The following is a 16,715-nucleotide window of genomic DNA, read 5'->3' as shown; positions in this document are numbered from 1 at the left end:
GGCGTGGTCAGATTACCCGCGCCGCCGCCTCCTCCCCGCAACCGGCCGGGACGGCGGCGCGCAGGGCGGTCACGGCGGCGCGGATCGCGGGCCGGCGGGCCGCCTCCTCGCGCCAGACGGCGTACACGCGCCGCGACAGGGGGGCCGAGAGCGGGACGATCGCGACGCCGGGCGGGACGTCGCAGCGGCCGAGGCGGGGCAGGATGACGTTGCCGAGCCCGGCGGCGACCAGGGAGAGCTGGGTGGCGAACTCGTAGGCCTGGTGGTCGATCCTGGGTTCGCTGTCGATGGCGCGCAGCGTGCGCAGCAGCCAGTCGCAGCAGATGCTGTCGGACGAGGAGCTGATCCACGGGTCCCCGGCGAGCTCCTTGAGGTCGATCGTGTCGCGCCGGGCCAGGTCGTGGCCCGCGGGCAGCGCCACGTCGGCGACGTCCTCGCAGATGACGCCCTTGTGCAGGCCCTCGGGGAGCGGGAGCGGCTCGTTGTTCCAGTCCTGGACGACGGCCATGTCGAAGTCGCCGCGCAGGACGAGCGGCATGCTGCGCATGGGGTCCTCCTCGCGGAGCAGGACGCGCAGGTCCGGGTGCTCGGCGCGCAGGGCGCGCAGCGCGGCGGGCATCAGCCCGCGGATCGCGGTCGGGAACGAGGCGACGGTGAGCTGGCCGACGACCGAGCCGCGGTGCGCCTCCAGGTCGGCCTGCGCCTGCTCGACGAGCGACAGGATCCGCTCGGCGTGCGCGACGAGCAGCTCGGCCGCGTCGGTGAGGCGGACGCCGCGGCCGTTGCGCTCCAGGAGCTTCTGCCCGGTCTCGCGCTCCAGCTTCGCGAGCTGCTGGGACACCGCGGACGTGGTGACGTGCAGGACGTCCGCGGCGGCGCTGACCGAGCCGTACATCGCGACCGAGTGCAGGGCGCGCAGCCGTTCCAGATCAAGCATGAAGCAATACTAAAGCGAGGTGTCAAGAAGTTCTCGCTTGTCCTAAAGCCAGTGTTTCCTCACGATCGAGGCATGAGATCGCGCCACGTCCTGCTGGCCACCCTGATCGCCGCGCTGTGGGGCTTCAACTTCGTGCCCATCAAGGTGGCCCTGGACGACTTCCCGCCGCTGCTGATGGCCGCGCTGCGGTTCACGGCCGCGGCGGTGCCCGCGGTCTTCCTCGTCCGCCGCCCGCCGGTCGCCGCGCGCTGGCTCGTGCTGGTCGGCGTCCCGCTCGGCGTGGGGCAGTTCGGCCTGCTGTTCCTCGGCATGAGCATGGGCATGCCCGCCGGCCTGGCGTCGGTCGTGCTCCAGGTGCAGGCGGTCTTCACGGCGCTGTTCGCGGGCGTGCTGCTGGGCGAGCGCGTCGGGGGCCGCCAGATCGCCGGGATGGCCGTGGCGTTCGCCGGGATCACCCTGCTCGGCGTCGCGCAGGGCGAGGGCGGAAGCCCGGTGGGGGCGTTCCTGGTCTGCCTCGGCGGCGCCGCCGCCTGGGGCCTGGCCAACGTCGCCATGCGGGGGATGAACCGGTCCACCGAGGAGCCGGTGGACGCGTTCGCGTTCATGGTGTGGATGTCGCTGGTGCCGCCGCTCCCCCTGCTCGCCCTGTCCCTGATCTTCGAGGGGCCGGGGGCGCTGCCGGAGGCGGCGCGCCACCTCTCGCTCGCCGGGGTGGGCTCGCTGGCCTTCATCGCCTACGTCGCCACGCTGTTCTGCTTCGGCGGCTGGGCGTGGCTGATCCGCCGGTACGAGGTCGGCACCGTCGCCATGTACTCGCTGCTCGTCCCGCCGTTCGGGCTCGTCTCGGCGGCCCTGCTGCTGGACGAGCACGTGGACGCGGTCCGGCTCGCCGGCGCCGCTCTGATCATCGCGGGGGTCGCCGCCGGCAGCGTCCGGCCGCGGTCCCGCGCCCTGCCGGCGCCGGCCGCGCACGCCGCGCCGGCCGCCCGAACGAGATGAGATCCATGCACGGAATCCACGCGTCGCTCGTCACGCCGTTCACCGGCTCCGGCGAGGTGGACGCCAAGTCCCTCGAACGCCTCGCCCGCCACTGCCTGGAGAACGGCGCGGACGGCCTGGTCGCGCTCGGCACCACCGGCGAGGCCATGCTGCTGAGTCCCGCCGAGCAGCGGACGGTGCTGGAGGTGTGCCGGGCCGTCTCGATCGAGCACGGGACGCCGCTGACGGTGGGCGCCGGGACGATGGGCACCGAGGACTCGATCCGGCAGGCCCGCGAGCGCGCCCCGCTCGCCGACGCGCTGCTCGTCGTCGTCCCGTACTACCTGCGGCCGTCGGAGGAGGGCGTCGTCGACCACTTCGCCGCCGTCGGCGCGGCCGTGGACGTCCCGCTCGTCCCGTACAACGTGCCGTACCGGACGGCGAGGCCCCTGTCCGCCGACGCCCTCCTGGCGATCCTCGCGCTCGACTGCGTGACCGGCATGAAGCACTGCGCGGGCGCGATCGACCAGGACACCCTGGCCATCCTGGCGGCCGCCCCGGGCAAGGCGATCCTGTCGGGGGACGACGCCTACATCTACCCCATGCTCCAGCTCGGCGCGGCGGGCGGCGTCGCCGCGTGCGCGTGCCTCGCCCCGGCCGCCTACGCCGCCATGGCCCGCGCCGCGCGGGAGGGGAACGCGGCGCGCGGGCTGACCTTCCACAACGCCCTGCTGCCGGTGGCGGAGACGCTGTTCGGCGAACCGTCCCCCGCCGTCCTCAAGGCCTGCCTGGCCGCCGAGGGGCTGATCGACGATCCCGCGGTGCGGGCTCCCCTGCACGCACCGCGCCCCGAATCGGTCGCCGCAGCCCTGAGGGCCTTCCGCGCCCTGCCGTTGTAGGGCACGGCCGTTCTAGGACGCCGCCGTTCTAGGACGCCGCCGCTGCCGCGGCGCGGGCGGCGTGCGGGAGCGCCTCCAGGACGCGTCCCAGAGCCTCGTCGTCGTGCGCGGCCGACAGGAACCACACCTCGTACGCCGACGGCGGCAGGTAGACGCCGTGCTCAAGGGCGGCGTGGAAGAAGGCCGCGTACGCCTTGGAGTCCTGGCGCTGCGCCGCGGCGAAGTCGCCCACCGCGCCGTCGGTGAAGAAGATCGAGAAGAGGTTCCCGGCGTTCTGCAGGGAGTGCGGGACGCCCTCGCGCTCCAGCGCCTCGGACGCGGCCTTCGACACGATCCGCGCCGAGCGGTCGATCGCGGCGTACACCTCGTCCGTGGCGCCGCGCAGCGTGGCGAGCCCGGCGGCGGTGGCCAGCGGGTTCCCCGAAAGCGTCCCGGCCTGGTAGACGGGCCCGGCGGGGGCGAGGTGGTCCATGACGTCGGCGCGCCCGCCGAACGCGGCGGCGGGCAGCCCGCCGCCCATCACCTTGCCGAACGTCACCAGGTCGCCCGGCACGCCCTCGATCCCGAACCACCCGGACCGCGACGCCCGGAACCCGGTGAGCACCTCGTCGATCACCAGCAGCGCGCCGTGGCGCTCGCACAGCCGCTTGAGCAGCGCGTTGAACCCGGCCAGCGGCGGGACCACGCCCATGTTGCACGGCACCGCCTCGGTGATCACGCAGGCGATGTCGGTGCCGTGGTCGTGGAAGGCCGTCTCCACGGCCGCGACGTCGTTGTAGGGCAGGATCAGCGTGTCGGCGGTGGTCGCGCCGGTCACGCCCGGCGTGTCGGGGAGCCCGAACGTGGCGACGCCGGAGCCCGCCGCGGCGAGCAGCGAGTCCACGTGCCCGTGGTAGCAGCCCGCGAACTTCACGATCTTGGTGCGGCCGGTGAACCCGCGGGCCAGCCGGATCGCCGACATGGTCGCCTCGGTCCCCGAGTTGACCAGCCGGACCTTCGCCGCGGGCGTGCGGGACACGATCTCCTCGGCGAGCTCCACCTCGCCCTGGGTCGGCGCGCCGTAGGACGTGCCGCGCCCGGCCGCGTCCCGTACCGCCTCCACCACGGCCGGATGCGCGTGCCCGAGGATCATCGGACCCCACGAGCACACGAGGTCCACGTACGTGCGGCCGTCGGCGTCGGTAAGGTACGGACCGCGCCCGGACGCCATGAAACGGGGCGTCCCGCCTACGGCGCCGAAGGCCCGGACCGGAGAGTTGACGCCACCGGGCACGACGGCGGCGGAACGGTCGAACAACTGCCGGGAGCGATCGAAGTCAGTCACGGTTGCAGTGTCTCAGTTGCAGTTCGGCGACTTGCCTTGACCCGGTGGCGTATGGGCCGATATTCCACCAAGTACGACATCGGAGGGATGGCTTTCACCGTGGTCAACGGCTGGACGGTCCCGGGCTTCACCCACGAACGCGAACTGGGCGGCGGAGCCTCGGGCCGGGTGGTGCTGGCGGTCGACGACATGACCGGCACGCGGGTCGCGATCAAATACCTCGACCCGGCGCTCGGCGCCGACGAGGCGTTTCTCGCGCGCTACCGCGTGGCGGCACGAGGCCTGTCCCAAATGGAAGACCCCAACGTGGTCGACCTCTACGACTTCGTGGAGGCGTCCGACGGGGCCGCGATCGTGATGCAGCACGTCGAGGGGGTGAGCCTGCGGCGGATGCTCGCCGCGCAGGGCCCGAGCGGCCCCCTCGCGGCGCTGTCGATGCTGGGCGGAACGCTCCTCGGCCTCGCCGCCGCGCACGACCACGACCTCGTCAACGGCTCGATGCGCCCGGCGAACGTCCTGGTCGACGCCGAGGGCAACGCCCGCCTCACCGACTTCGCGACGGCGCCCGCGGGCACCGAGGCCCAGCACGGCCCGCAGTACGCGGCGCCCGAACTGTGGGACGGGGCGCCCGCCACCGTCGCCACCGACCTGTACGCCGCCACCGCGATCTTCTACGAGTGCCTCACGGGGCGGCCCCCGTACGCGGGCCGCAACATGGCGCGCCAGCACCGCGAGGCGCCGATCCCGGCCGAGGAGGTCCCGGGGCCGCTGCGCGACCTGATCCACCACGGTCTGGCCAAGGAGCCGGAGAAGCGCCCGAAGTCCGCCGCCGACTTCCTCGGCGCGCTGGAGGACGCCGCCGTCTCCGCCTACGGGCCGTCCTGGGAGGCGCAGGGCCGCGGCCGCCTCACCGAACTCGCCGCGAAGGCCGCGCAGCAGCCCGAGCCGCCGAAGCCGAAGCCGTCCCGCAGCAGCGGCCGCACCCCGGTCGCCGCCGGCCCGCAGGGCGGCCGCCGGTCCCGGACGCGCTGGGCGGTCGCCGCCGTCGCCGTGGTGCTCGTCGCCGCCGGGGCGGGCGCGGCCGTGCTGCTCAAGGGCGGCACGTCGCTGGGCGGCGACAAGGAGCCGCCCGAGCCGACGCCCGCGCAGAGCAGCAGCCCGCAGCCGACGCTGCCGGTCGGCGGGGTCGACCCCGCGCCCCTCGTCGCCCGCATCGACCAGGCGGTCGCCAAGGCGCCCGGCGCCGCGTTCAGCTACCGCCAGACCGGCTGCTGCGGCTTCCCGGTCAGCGGCCAGGGGACGATCGGGCTCGTGCAGGGCGGGACGCCGTCCTACACCCTGACGCTGGCGGGGACCGGCGCGGCCCGCAAGCCCGTCCGGGCCGTCGTCGTCCAGGACCGGCTGTACGTCCGCGCCGGCAAGAAGTGGCGGCAGTCGCCCCTCGGAGGCCGCGGCTACCCGGCCGCCGCCGACCAGGTGCGCCAGGGCGGCTCGGTCGCGAACCTGACGGCGCTGCTGCGGGCGGCGACGAAGCTCAGCAGATCTGGAGCGGTCTACGAGGGCGAGGCGCCCGCCGAGAAGCTGGCGCAGGCCCCCGGGGTCGGCCCGCTGTACGCGCAGATGGCGCAGGCGACGGGCGCGCAGCAGATCACGTTCGCCGTCAGGCTCGACGCCGGCTACCGCCCCGTGAAGTTCTGGGTGCGCGCCGGGCCCGAGGAGGGCCGCAACCAGATGCAGCGCGGCTCCTACAGCGGCTGGGGCCGCAAGGCCCCCATCAAGGCGCCCCGCTGAGCGAAGGCGGCCCCGCCCCAGGCGGGGCCGCATGAGCGGCTAGGCGCCCTCACAGGCGTCCGAGAGGACTTCCAGGAGGCGCAGCGGGTCGGGCAACGGGCCGCGGGACGGCGGGCGCAGCCACGCCGCCTCGCGGCCTCCCGGCAGGACGGACGGCGGCGCGACGACGTAGCTGTCGCGGCAGTGCCAGCGCATCCCCGGCGTCTCGGCGACGTCCTCCGGGGAGCAGTCGAGCTGGCAGGACCACCACTCGTCCTCGTCGACGGGCGCGCCGCGCGTCGCGACGAAGAACAGGTGCCGGTCGCCCCCGAAGGACGCGACCGGACCGACGGGGAGGTCGTCCCGTGCGATCCGGTCGAGGGCGATGGTCCCGGCCGCGGCCGGTACGTCGAACACGTCGAACACGCGGCCCGTCGGCAGGATGATGTTGGCCTGCGGCCGCTCGGCCCACCAGCGTTTGATCACGGCCGCGTCGACGCTCGCCTGGTGCGCCCAGGCGGCCGACACCGGATGCGCGCCCGGGTCGGGACAGCCGATCCGGTCGCACGAACACGCCCGGTCGCCGCCCGCCGGGGGGTGGGCACCGGGATAGCAGGGCCACCCCAGGTCCGCGTACTCCCGCGCCGCCGCGGCCATCCGGTCGCGCGCCGCCCGCTGCCGTCTGCTCCCCGAGACCGCCAGCATCTCCGCCCCCCAATACCCAAGGTCGCACGTGGGTTCCTGGTTAACGATGATGCCCGCCGGGATGAACTCCGGACACGGCAACCCCGGGAAAACGACCCTAAGTGACTAGAGGGCGGAGCGGTCGGAGGACGTCTAGGCCAGCCGCCGGGCGACCTCGGTGGCCCAGTAGGTGAGGACGATGTCGGCTCCGGCGCGGCGGATCGACACCAGCGACTCCATGATCGTGCGCTCGCGGTCGATCCAGCCCCGCTCGGCGGCGGCCTCGATCATCGCGTACTCGCCGCTCACCTGGTAGGCGACCACGGGGACGTCGACGGCGTCGCGGACGCGCCGCACGATGTCGAGGTAGGCGCCGGCGGGCTTGACCATGACCATGTCGGCGCCCTCGTCGAGGTCGAGGAAGACCTCCCGGAGCGACTCGTCGGCGTTGGCCGGGTCCTGCTGGTGGGTGGACCGGTCGCCGAACTGCGGGGCGCACTCGGCGGCCTCGCGGAACGGGCCGTAGTACGCGGAGGAGTACTTCACCGAGTACCCCATGATCGCGATGTCGGAGTGGCCCGCGCCGTCCAGGGCCTCGCGGATCACGCCGACCTGGCCGTCCATCATCCCGGACGGGCCGACGACCGCCGAGCCCGCCTCGGCCTGGGCCAGGGCGACGGAGGCGTACCGCTCCAGCGTGGCGTCGTTGTCGATCTCGCCGGACGGGGTGAGGATGCCGCAGTGCCCGTGGTCGGTGTACTCGTCCAGGCACAGGTCGGTCATGACCACGGTCGCGTCGCCCAGGTCGGACCGCAGGTCGCGCAGCGCCTGCTGGACGATGCCGTCCGGGTCGTCGGCGGCCGACCCCGTGCCGTCCTTCACGGCCGGGACGCCGAACAGGATGAGGCCGCCGACGCCGGCCTCGGCCGCCTCGTGCGCGGCCTTGCGCAGGCTGTCGCGGCTGTGCTGGAAGACGCCCGGCATGGACGCGACCGGCTGCGCCTCGGAGATGCCCTCCTTGACGAACACCGGCAGCACCAGGTCGGCGGGGCTGAGCCGGGTCTCGGCGACGAGCCGCCGCATCGCGGGCGTGCGCCGCAACCGCCGCGGACGCGCGGCGGGGAACTGTGCAGACATGATCCCTCTGTGTCTCCGCTTTCGGGGGTCTACTTCCGGCGCCGGGCGCCCCGGCGCATCTGGCTGGGCTTGCGGAGCGGGTCCCCCGCCTCGATCTGAGCCGCCCTCCGCCTGGCACCGTACTCCGCCAGCGCCTCCGCGAGTGCCGACACCGACGGTTTCTCGGCCATGACGTCGACGCGCAGCCCGTACTCCTCGGCCGTCTTGGCCGTCTGCGGCCCGATCACGGCGATCACGGTGACGTTGTGGGGCTTTCCCGCGATCCCGATCAGGTTCTTCACCGTGGAGGACGAGGTGAACAGCACCGCGTCGAACCCGCCGCCCTTGATCGCCTCGCGGATCGGCGCGGGCGGCGGCGCGGCCCGGACCGTCCGGTAGGCGGTCACGTCCTCGCACTCCCAGCCGAGCTCGGTGAGCCGGGCGATGAGCACGTCGGTGGCGATGTCGGCGCGCGGCAGCAGCACCCGGTTGATGGGGTCGAGGTCCTCGTCGTAGGGCGGCCACTCCCGGGCCAGGCCCTCGCCGGACTGCTCCCCGGACGGGGTCAGGTCCGGGTGGACGCCGAACTCCACCAGGGCGGCGGCGGTCTGCTCGCCGACGGCGGCGACCTTCAGCCCGGCGAACGCGCGGGCGTCCAGGCCGTAGTCGGTGAACTTCTCCCGGATCGCCTTGACCGCGTTCGTGGAGGTGAACACCACCCACTCGTACCGGCCGGTGACCAGGCCCTTCACGGCCCGCTCCATCTGCTGGGGCGTGCGCGGCGGCTCGACGGAGATCGTCGGGACCTCGTCCGGGACGGCCCCGTACCCGCGCAGCTGGTCCGACAGCGAGGCGGCCTGCTCCTTGGTGCGCGGCACGAGGACCCGCCAGCCGAACAGCGGCTTGGTCTCGAACCAGGACAGCTTGTCGCGCCAGTTCACCACGTCCCCAACAATGATCAGGGCGGGCGCCTCCATGCCCTTGGTGTCGGGCGCCAGCCTGCTCAGCGTGGAGACGACGGTCTCCTGCTCGGTGGTGGTGCCGAGGCTCGTCATCGCGGCCGGGGTGGAGTCGGGCCGTCCCGCCGCCACCAGGCCCTTGGCGACCTCGGCCACCGCGCCCTCGGCGCCGAGCACGACCAGGGTGGTGTCCGGGGCGGCGAAGCGCTCCCAGTCGACGCCGCCCTCGGAGGCGTCGACGACGCGGATCTCGCGGTTCGCGGCGTCGGTCAGCGGGATGCCCGCGTACCCGGGCACCGCGGTCACCGAGGACACGCCGGGCACCACCTCGAACGGGACGCCCGCCTTGGCGAGCGCACCGCCCTCGGCGGCGTAGTTGCAGGCCACCCCGGGGTCGCCGCGGAACAGCCGGACGACCCGGCGCCCCGCCTTGGCGGCCCGCGCGGCGAGCCGCACCGGGTCACCGCCCGCCGTGTCGAGGATCTCGGCGTCCGGGCGGCAGTGGTCCAGGATCTCGGCCGGGCAGTGGGCGCGGCTCACCACGACGGTGTCGGCGCGCTCCAGCTCGGCGGCGGCGCGCAGGGTCAGCAGGCCGGGGTCGCCCGGTCCCATCCCGACGATCGCGACCGTCCCCGGCCCGGCCGTCCGGCGCGGCGCGGCCGGGGCGGGCGCGGCGCTCCTCGCGGGCCTGCCGGCCTTCGGGGGTCCGGCGGTCCTCTCGGCGCCGGCCTCGCCGGCGGTCGGTCCGGTGGTCGCGCTCTCGTCGGCGGTGCTCTCGTCGGCGGTGCTCTTCGTTGCGGCGCTCTTCGCGGCGGGGCTCACTCGCGTTCCCCCATCAACTGGTCGGCCCCCTGCGCGAGCAGCCGGTTCGCGAGATCGCGTCCGAGCTGCTCCGCGGCGTCCGGGTGGCCGCTTGCGGACAGCCGCACCTGCCTGCTGCCGTCGTACGCCGCGACGGCAGCCGTCAGATGCAACCTTTCATCTACTTCGGCAGCGTATGTTCCCACAGGCGCGGAGCAGCCCGCCTCCAGCACCGCCAGTACCGTCCGCTCGGCGGTGACCGCCCGCCGGGTCGCGGGGTCGTCGATCGCCCCGAGCAGGTCGCGCAGGTCGTCGCGGTCGGCGCGGCATTCGAGCGCGAGCGACCCCTGCCCCGGGGCGGGCAGCATCTGGTCGGGGTCGAAGACCTCGCTCACCGCGTCCAGCCGGCCGATCCGCTTCAGGCCCGCGTGCGCCAGCACCACGGCGTCCAGCTCGCCGTCGGTCACCTTGCGCAGCCGCGTGTCGGCGTTGCCGCGGATCGGGACGACCTCCAGGTCCGGGCGGAGCGCGCGCAGCTGCGCGACGCGGCGCGGCGAGCCGGTGCCGATCCGGGCGCCGCGCGGCAGGTCGGCGAGCTTCGCGGGGCCGCACAGTGCGTCGCGGGCGTCATCGCGGGCCGGGGTGGCCGCGAGGGCGATCCCGGGCGTCTCCGACGTCGGCAGGTCCTTCAGCGAGTGCACCGCGAAGTCCACCTCGCCGGAGAGCACCTTGTCGCGAAGCGCGTTGACGAACACACCCGTCCCGCCGATCTGGGCAAGCAGGGCCTTGGAGACATCACCCTGCGTCGTTACCCCGACAAGCTCCACCGCATGCCCCGTGAGCCGCGACAACGCGTCGGCCACCCCCTGGGACTGGGTCGTCGCCATCAGGCTCTTGCGGGTGCCCAGCCGGAGCGGGGTCCTGCCTCCGGTACTCACGCTTCGTCTCCTTCGTGCGCGGGGACGGCGTCGCGGGCGCTGACCGCCCGCACGCTCGCGGCCCGCGCGTTCACCGTCTCGGCGTTCACGCCCTCGGGGGGCTCGGACATCGCCTCTGACATCGCCTCTGGCAGGGCGCCCTGTCCCTGCGCGGACGCGGGGCTGACGCAGTCGGCCTCCGCGCACTCCGGGTTCGGATCCCAGGCGGCGCCCTCACGGGCGTCGGCGTCTCCCATGTCCGCGCGGGCCACCGCCTCGGGGGCCTTCGGGTCCAGGTCGAACAGCTCGCGCAGCGCGTCGGCGTAGGAGTCGCCGCCCGGCGCCGCCGCCAGTTCCTTGACCTTGACGGTCGGCGCGTGCAGCAGCTTGTCCACCACGCGCCGCACGGTCTGCTCGATCTCCCGGCGGGCCCGGACGTCCATCTCCGGCACCCGCCCGCTCAGCCGGGTCAGCTCGGCCTCCACCACGCCGGCCGCCTTGCTGCGCAGCGCGACGACGGTGGGCGCGACGGCGGCGGCGCGGGCGGCGGACAGGAACGCCTCGACCTCCGTGCACACGATCCGCCGCACGGCCTCGACCGCCTCCGGGCCGACGGCCTCGGCGGCCTCCTGCGCGGTCCGCAGGTCGTCCAGGCCGGCCAGCCCGACGCCCGGCAGGTCCCGGACGGCGCGGTCCACGTCGTGCGGGAGCGCAAGGTCGAGAAGGAAGCGGCGCCGTCCGTCCGCGCCGATCCCCTGCGCCGCGAGCTGCTCGGCGGTGATCACCAGGCCGGCGGCGCCGGTGCACGACACCACGAGGTCGGCCTCGGCGAGGGCCGCGTCCAGCCCGGCCAGCCCGGTCGCGCGGGACGGGACGTCCAGCGACTCGGCGAGGCGCGCGGCCCGCTCGGGGGTCCGGTTGGCGATCACGATCTCGCGCGCCCCGGCGCGGCTCAGCGTCGCGGCGGCCAGTGCGCTCATCGAGCCGGCGCCGACCACCAGCGCGCGGGCGTCCCCGAGGGGGCCGAGGTGCCGGGCCGCGACGTCCAGGCCCACGCTGACCAGCGACGCGCCGGCCTTGTCGATCCCGGTCTCGTGGTGGGCGCGCTTGCCGACCCGCAGCGACTGCTGCAGGACGTCGTGCAGATCGCGGCCGAGCGTGCCCTCCTCCTGGGCCAGCCGGAACGCCTGCCGGATCTGCCCGAGGATCTGCCCCTCGCCGACGACCATCGACTCCAGCCCGCACGCCACCGCGAACACGTGCTGGACGGCCCGCTCCTCGTAGTGGACGTACAGGTGCCGCGACAGGTCGTCCATCGGGACGCCGGAGTGCAGGGCCAGCAGCTCCGAGATCGCCGAGACGCCGCCGTGGAACTTGCCGACGACCGCGTAGATCTCGACCCGGTTGCAGGTCGAGACGATGGCGGCCTCCGCGACGTTCGGGGAGGCGTGCACGGCGTGCAACAGCTTGACGAGATCGTCACCGGCGACCGCGGCCCGCTCCAGCACCGCCACGGGCGCGCTTCGGTGGCTGAGGCCTACGACCAGAATGCTCATTTGCCGTCTCCAGCATCTTCCGAGTCTCCGCCCACCCGCGCCGCGCGAGCTCCTGCCGGGAGGGGGCCGTCCGCGGCCCCTCGGTGCGCTCCACTCATGCCGGTCGAGGGAAGGGGGGCGATCCTCCACGCCTCCCGTTCTGTCCCCCTCATGCTTCCACCGTTTCCACGTACTGCGCAGCGCCGGCCGGCGCCTCGGCGGCCGCCAGCGGGGCGAAGCCGTCGGGCCCGCCCGCCTTGCGCTGCTCGTGGAACGCGAGAATCTGCAGCTCGATGGAGAGGTCGACCTTGCGCACGTCCACCCCGTCGGGCACCGACAGCACCACCGGAGCGAAGTTCAGGACGCTCGTCACGCCGGCGGCGACCACGCGGTCGCACACCCCCTGGGCGGCGGCGGCCGGGGTCGCGATCACGGCGATGGACACCCCGTGCCCGGCGATCATGTCCTCCAGGCGGTCGGTGTGCTCCACCGTCATGCCGGAGATCTCCTGCCCGACGATGGCCTCGTCGGCGTCGAGCAGGCCCGCCACGCGGAAGCCGCGGGACGCGAAGCCGCCGTAGCCGGCCAGCGCGCGGCCGAGGTTGCCGACGCCGATGATGGCGACGACCCAGTCCTGGGTGAGGCCGAGCTCGCGGGAGATCTGGTAGACGAGGTACTCCACCTCGTAGCCGACGCCGCGCGTCCCGTAGGAGCCGAGGTGGGACAGGTCCTTGCGGAGCTTGGCCGAGTTGACGCCGGCCGCGGCCGCGAGCTCCTCGGAGGAGACGGTCGCGACGCCGCGCTCCTGGAGCCCGGTGAGGGCCCGCAGGTAGACCGGGAGCCGCGCCACGGTGGCTTCGGGGATGCCGCGGCCCGCGCGGTCGCGGTGGCGGTTCTGTCGAGGTGTCACGGCCTGCTCTTCGGCTCGACGGTGTGTCCCCCAGGTTAAGCCCTTGTGAATACGCGCACAAAGTCGCCCCCCGGTTCGGCGGACCGCGCGTGCTCTGGACGGCGCCCCGGAAAGGCGGCCATCAGGGGCTTTTCAGCATACGGGCGAAGCACCAGGAAGCAGGCGGGTGTGACCGACCAGACATGCCCGCGCGGGCGGCCGGCGGCGGGCGGCTAGCGCAGGTCGGCGATCGCCGCGCGCAGGCGGCCCTCGTCGACCCGCCAGAAGTCGTGCTGGACGCCGTTGATCAGCGTGACGGGGATCTGCTCCCAGTACTGCTCGGTGTCCTGCTCGGACCGGGTGATGTCGCGCTCCTCCCACGGCACGTCCAGGTCGCGGGCGACGCGCTCGACCACCGCGCGGGCGTCCTCGCACAGGTGGCAGCCGGGCTTGCCGAGCAGCGTGATCATGATGTCGCGCGCCATGTCACCTCCCGGGGAACTCCGGCGCCGGGAGCGGCACCTTGGCGGGGCCGAGCTTCAGCTCGATCACGTTCGTGCTGATCACGTGGGTGCGCGACTCGCCCAGGAAGCGCTGCAGGTGCGGCTGGCGGCGGTGCGCGGCGAACGCGGCCTCGTCCCGGAACAGCTGGTAGAAGATGCGCTGCGTGGGGGCGCCGACCACCTCGTGGCAGGCGAAGACCAGCGTCTCGGGCTCGGTCGCCAGCGCGGCCTTCACCAGGTCGGCGACGAGCCGGTCGAAGGCGTCCTCGCGCCCGTCCAGCAGCGTGTAGACGGTGATCTGGCCGCACGCGTTCGCCAGCTCGCCGCCGAGCGCGCCCGGCTTGGCGAGGCCGGCGAGCGGGGACCGGTCGAGCGGGCCGCCGAGCGGGCCGCCGAGCGGGCCGTCCACGGCGGTGGACCCGGCCGGGCCGGGGACCGCGGGGTGGGCGGGCCGCTCCGGGATGCTGGTGTTCTCGGGGTAGCGCAGTTCCTCGGAGGCCGGCTCGGGGAAGCGCAGCTCGCCGCGCCGGGAGTCCGGGGGCGGGGTCGGCGCCGGGACGGGCTCGGCCTTGGCGGCCTTCGCGTAGCCCTGCTCCTCGTACCCGGTCGCGGGCTCCTCGCCGTACTCGTCGTAGCCCTCGCCGTCCTCGTCGTACACGGGGATCGTGCGCATCGAGCCGTACCAGACGAGGCCCGCGGCGGCGCCGAGCGCGATCACCGCGAGCGGCGCGGGCAGGAACCCGCGGGTGCCGCTGACCACCAGGACGCCCGCGAGGGCGACCAGCGCCACCGGGATGAGCAGCTCGGCCGCCTCCTGGTCGCGCTTGCTGGCCAGCCAGGCGGTCACGCCGGTGCAGCCCGCCAGCGCGAGCACGGCGATGACGTGCCCGCCGTCGACCAGCAGCAGCGGCAGCGCGTCGTAGGTGGCGCTCGGCTTCGGCAGGCTCTTGCCGAGCGAGCCCTTCAGCGGGTCCAGGATCAGGATCACGATCGCGACGACCGTGTAGGAGATCGTGAACAGCCAGGCGGCGAACCGGACCTGCACGTACCGCGCGATCAGTTCGATCATGCCGAGCGCGAGCCACACCGGCCCGACCAGCGCGGCGCCGAGTTCCATGACGCGGAAGAACGCGCCGTTGAACCCCATCATGAAGCCGAGGCACATGGACAGCAGCGCGAGCGTGAGCCCGACCTGCGTGAACGACCAGGCGATCAGGTAGAGCAGCCGGTCCTTGTAGGCGCGCTGAACCAGCAACCCGGTGGCCGCCAAGGCACCAAGGGTCGCGAGCAACGCGAGAAGAGCATCGACCATCGCGCACCCATGGTGCCCGATCCGGGGGGTTGACGGGTAACCGCGGCCAAGGAACGCACCATTGCCTCTCGTACCTTTCGTTATCTAAGGTGGCACTTCACGCCTGAGGTCGCGTAAGCCCCGAGGAGAACTGCATGAGCAGCTTGACCCTCGATGCCGGGGTCATCCCGCTTCCTCGCCATTCCCGAGGCCCCCTCGCCCGTCCGGCCGGCCGCGCCGGAGACCGCGCCGCCGACCAGGCCGCCGACCAGGCCGCCGAGCGGGCCGAGATGCTCAAGGCGCTGGTGCTGCGGGCGCGGGACGGCGACGCCGAGGCGTTCGGCTCCCTCTACGACCACTACGTCGAACTCGTCTACCGGTACGTCTACTACCGGGTCGGGACGCACCCGCTCGCCGAGGACCTCACCAGCGAGACCTTCCTGCGGGCCCTGCGCCGCATCTGCGACTTCCACTGGCAGGGCAAGGACTTCGGGGCCTGGCTGGTGACCATCGCCCGCAACCTGGTCACCGACCACTTCAAGTCCGGCCGCTACCGGCTGGAGGTCTGCACCGCCGAGCTGATCGAGCCGGGCAGCCCCCAGGAGGGGCCGGAGCGGGCCGTCCTGGACGCGATGACCAACCGCACCCTGCTGCGGGCCGTCCAGGGGCTGAACTCCGAACAGCAGGAGTGCGTCGTGCTGCGCTTCCTGCACGGGCTCTCGGTCGCCGAGACGGCGCTGATCATGGACAAGAAACCGGGCGCGATCAAGGCGCTGCAGTATCGCGCGGTCCGATCGCTGGCCCGTATGCTCCCGGACGACCTGCGCGGCTGACCGGCTCGCACACCGGGTCGCACATCGGGTCGCACACCGAGTCGCACACCGCCCCGCGGCACCGCGAGGCCGTCAGATAGTTTATTAATGAACTTTCGGGCCGTAACCCGACCCACCTTCCGATCGTTCAAGCGGGCAGGAGCGTGTTCGCGCCAGGAGTCCGCAAGGGAGGCGAGTGAGAACCCGGTGTTGACGAGGCGGGAAAAGATCGCGGAGCAGGGGAACGCGCTGGCCCGGCTGCGGGAGAGCGCCGCGGGACCGGACCCGCGGTTCCGCGCCGCGCTGCGCGAAAGGCTGCTGGAGGCCGCGAGCGACAGGAGTGAGGACTGTCGCAATCACGGCCAGGGGGAGGGCCGCGGGGAGGCGGTTGACTAGGCTTCGCCTCATGCGGCGATTCTGGCAGTCCGGATTCTGGGGACGCGGCAGGGACGAGGACCACAAGAGCGCGGGGCAGGTGGCCGCCGCCGCGGCGGCCGAGTACGCCCCGCTCCCGACCCCCGACCCCGCCGCGGCGGCGTTCTTCGACGTCGACAACACGATGATGCGCGGCGCGTCCATCTACTACTTCGCGCGCGGACTCGCCGCCCGCAAGCTGTTCACCATGCGCGACCTCGCCATGTTCGCCTGGGGGCAGGCCGCGTTCCGGCTGCGCGGCAGCGAGAACTCCGAGCACATCGGCAGCGCCAAGGAGGCCGCGCTCGCGTTCGTCGCCGGGCAGAAGGTCAGCGGCATCGTCAAGCTGAGCGAGGAGATCTACGACGAGGTGATGGCGGACCGCATCTGGCACGGCACCCGCTCCCTCGCCCTCCAGCACCTCGACGCCGGGCAGCAGGTCTGGCTCGTCACCGCCACGCCCGTCGAGGTCGCCCGGACGATCGCGCACCGGCTCGGCCTCACCGGCGCGCTCGGCACGGTCGCCGAGACCCGCGAGGGCGTCTACACCGGCCGGCTCGTCGGGAACCTGCTGCACGGGCCGGCGAAGGCGGAGGCCGTGCGGGCCCTGGCGCAGCGCGAAGGGCTCGACCTCGCGCGCTGCTCGGCCTACAGCGACTCGATCAACGACCTGCCGATGCTGACCGCCGTCGGCCACCCGCACGCCGTGAACCCGGACGCCGAGCTGCGCGCCCACGCCAGGGACCACGGCTGGCCGATCCACGACTTCCGCACGGGCCGCAAGGTCACGATGGTCGCGCTGCCCGCCGCCGCGGGCGCCGGGGCCCTCGCGGGCGGCGTCGCGGCGGGCATCGCGCTGCGCCGCCACTACCGGACGAGCTGACCG

Annotated in this window: 16 protein-coding genes; 6 read left to right on the top strand and 10 right to left on the bottom strand. The window is 73.9% G+C overall.

The genetic code is table 11. From position 1 onward, the window contains the following. Window positions 1-7: 7 nt before the first annotated feature. On the bottom strand, window positions 8-937 hold the full coding sequence (locus tag ACQEU6_RS33110) for a LysR family transcriptional regulator (protein ID WP_499337143.1): 930 nt from the start codon (window positions 935-937) through the stop codon (window positions 8-10). A 72-nt stretch (window positions 938-1,009) separates the two neighbouring features. Between ACQEU6_RS33110 and ACQEU6_RS33105 the strand changes: the two genes are divergently transcribed. Together ACQEU6_RS33105 and ACQEU6_RS33100 are read left to right on the top strand one after the other, a co-directional pair. Then, window positions 1,010-1,936 carry an EamA family transporter gene (locus ACQEU6_RS33105; RefSeq protein WP_499337141.1) on the top strand — a complete coding sequence of 309 codons (927 nt, stop codon included), beginning with the start codon at window positions 1,010-1,012 and terminating at the stop codon, window positions 1,934-1,936. Window positions 1,937-1,941: 5 nt separating this feature from the next. Continuing rightward, window positions 1,942-2,814 carry a dihydrodipicolinate synthase family protein gene (locus ACQEU6_RS33100; protein WP_499337139.1) on the top strand — a complete coding sequence of 291 codons (873 nt, stop codon included), beginning with the start codon at window positions 1,942-1,944 and terminating at the stop codon, window positions 2,812-2,814. 28 nt (window positions 2,815-2,842) lie between these two features. On the opposite strand, the gene hemL is transcribed toward ACQEU6_RS33100, so the two are convergent. Next, window positions 2,843-4,138, bottom strand: coding sequence for a glutamate-1-semialdehyde 2,1-aminomutase (gene hemL / locus ACQEU6_RS33095; RefSeq protein ID WP_499337137.1), 1,296 nt, complete (start codon window positions 4,136-4,138; stop codon window positions 2,843-2,845). An 87-nt stretch (window positions 4,139-4,225) separates the two neighbouring features. On the opposite strand from hemL, the gene ACQEU6_RS33090 reads away from it, so the two are divergent. Then, window positions 4,226-5,929 carry a serine/threonine-protein kinase gene (locus tag ACQEU6_RS33090; protein ID WP_499337136.1) on the top strand — a complete coding sequence of 568 codons (1,704 nt, stop codon included), beginning with the start codon at window positions 4,226-4,228 and terminating at the stop codon, window positions 5,927-5,929. Between the two features lie 39 nt (window positions 5,930-5,968). Here ACQEU6_RS33090 and ACQEU6_RS33085 read toward each other — a convergent pair whose 3' ends face one another. The 8 genes from ACQEU6_RS33085 to ACQEU6_RS33050 form a co-directional block, all read right to left on the bottom strand. After that, on the bottom strand, window positions 5,969-6,613 hold the full coding sequence (locus ACQEU6_RS33085; protein WP_499337134.1) for a bifunctional DNA primase/polymerase: 645 nt from the start codon (window positions 6,611-6,613) through the stop codon (window positions 5,969-5,971). A gap of 132 nt (window positions 6,614-6,745) precedes the next feature. Next, window positions 6,746-7,729, bottom strand: coding sequence for a porphobilinogen synthase (gene hemB / locus ACQEU6_RS33080; protein ID WP_499337132.1), 984 nt, complete (start codon window positions 7,727-7,729; stop codon window positions 6,746-6,748). Between the two features lie 29 nt (window positions 7,730-7,758). Beyond that, window positions 7,759-9,288, bottom strand: a complete 1,530-nt coding sequence (locus ACQEU6_RS33075) for a bifunctional uroporphyrinogen-III C-methyltransferase/uroporphyrinogen-III synthase (RefSeq protein WP_499340424.1) — start codon at window positions 9,286-9,288, stop codon at window positions 7,759-7,761. Between the two features lie 197 nt (window positions 9,289-9,485). Further along, the gene (hemC, locus tag ACQEU6_RS33070) at window positions 9,486-10,406 is read right to left on the bottom strand and encodes a hydroxymethylbilane synthase (RefSeq protein WP_499337131.1); all 921 of its coding nucleotides are present in this window, start codon (window positions 10,404-10,406) and stop codon (window positions 9,486-9,488) included. After that, the gene (locus ACQEU6_RS33065; RefSeq protein ID WP_499337129.1) at window positions 10,403-11,941 is read right to left on the bottom strand and encodes a glutamyl-tRNA reductase; all 1,539 of its coding nucleotides are present in this window, start codon (window positions 11,939-11,941) and stop codon (window positions 10,403-10,405) included. Before ACQEU6_RS33065 ends, hemC begins: the two co-directional genes overlap by 4 nt. A gap of 148 nt (window positions 11,942-12,089) precedes the next feature. Then, entirely contained in the window at window positions 12,090-12,830 is a 741-nt protein-coding gene (locus ACQEU6_RS33060; RefSeq protein WP_499337128.1) for a redox-sensing transcriptional repressor Rex, read from the bottom strand. A 212-nt stretch (window positions 12,831-13,042) separates the two neighbouring features. Next, a complete protein-coding gene (locus ACQEU6_RS33055) occupies window positions 13,043-13,294 on the bottom strand; it encodes a glutaredoxin family protein (protein WP_499337127.1) in 252 nt (83 codons plus the stop codon). A gap of 1 nt (window position 13,295) precedes the next feature. Then, window positions 13,296-14,624, bottom strand: a complete 1,329-nt coding sequence (locus tag ACQEU6_RS33050) for a putative quinol monooxygenase (protein ID WP_499337125.1) — start codon at window positions 14,622-14,624, stop codon at window positions 13,296-13,298. Between the two features lie 134 nt (window positions 14,625-14,758). Between ACQEU6_RS33050 and ACQEU6_RS33045 the strand changes: the two genes are divergently transcribed. The 3 genes from ACQEU6_RS33045 (at window position 14,759) to ACQEU6_RS33035 (ending at window position 16,712) form a co-directional block, all read left to right on the top strand. Continuing rightward, window positions 14,759-15,436 (top strand): sigma-70 family RNA polymerase sigma factor, encoded by a 678-nt coding sequence (locus tag ACQEU6_RS33045; protein WP_499337124.1) that lies wholly within the window; start codon window positions 14,759-14,761, stop codon window positions 15,434-15,436. Between the two features lie 189 nt (window positions 15,437-15,625). Next, a complete protein-coding gene (locus ACQEU6_RS33040) occupies window positions 15,626-15,811 on the top strand; it encodes a hypothetical protein (protein WP_499337123.1) in 186 nt (61 codons plus the stop codon). 10 nt (window positions 15,812-15,821) lie between these two features. After that, entirely contained in the window at window positions 15,822-16,712 is an 891-nt protein-coding gene (locus ACQEU6_RS33035; RefSeq protein WP_499337121.1) for an HAD family hydrolase, read from the top strand. Window positions 16,713-16,715: the final 3 nt, after the last annotated feature.

It is taken from the genome of Spirillospora sp. CA-108201, assembly GCF_050936235.1.
Lineage (GTDB): Bacteria > Actinomycetota > Actinomycetes > Streptosporangiales > Streptosporangiaceae > Spirillospora.
The sequence above is the reverse complement of the archived record's forward strand: the minus strand, read 5'-3'. Positions and strand labels throughout refer to the sequence as shown.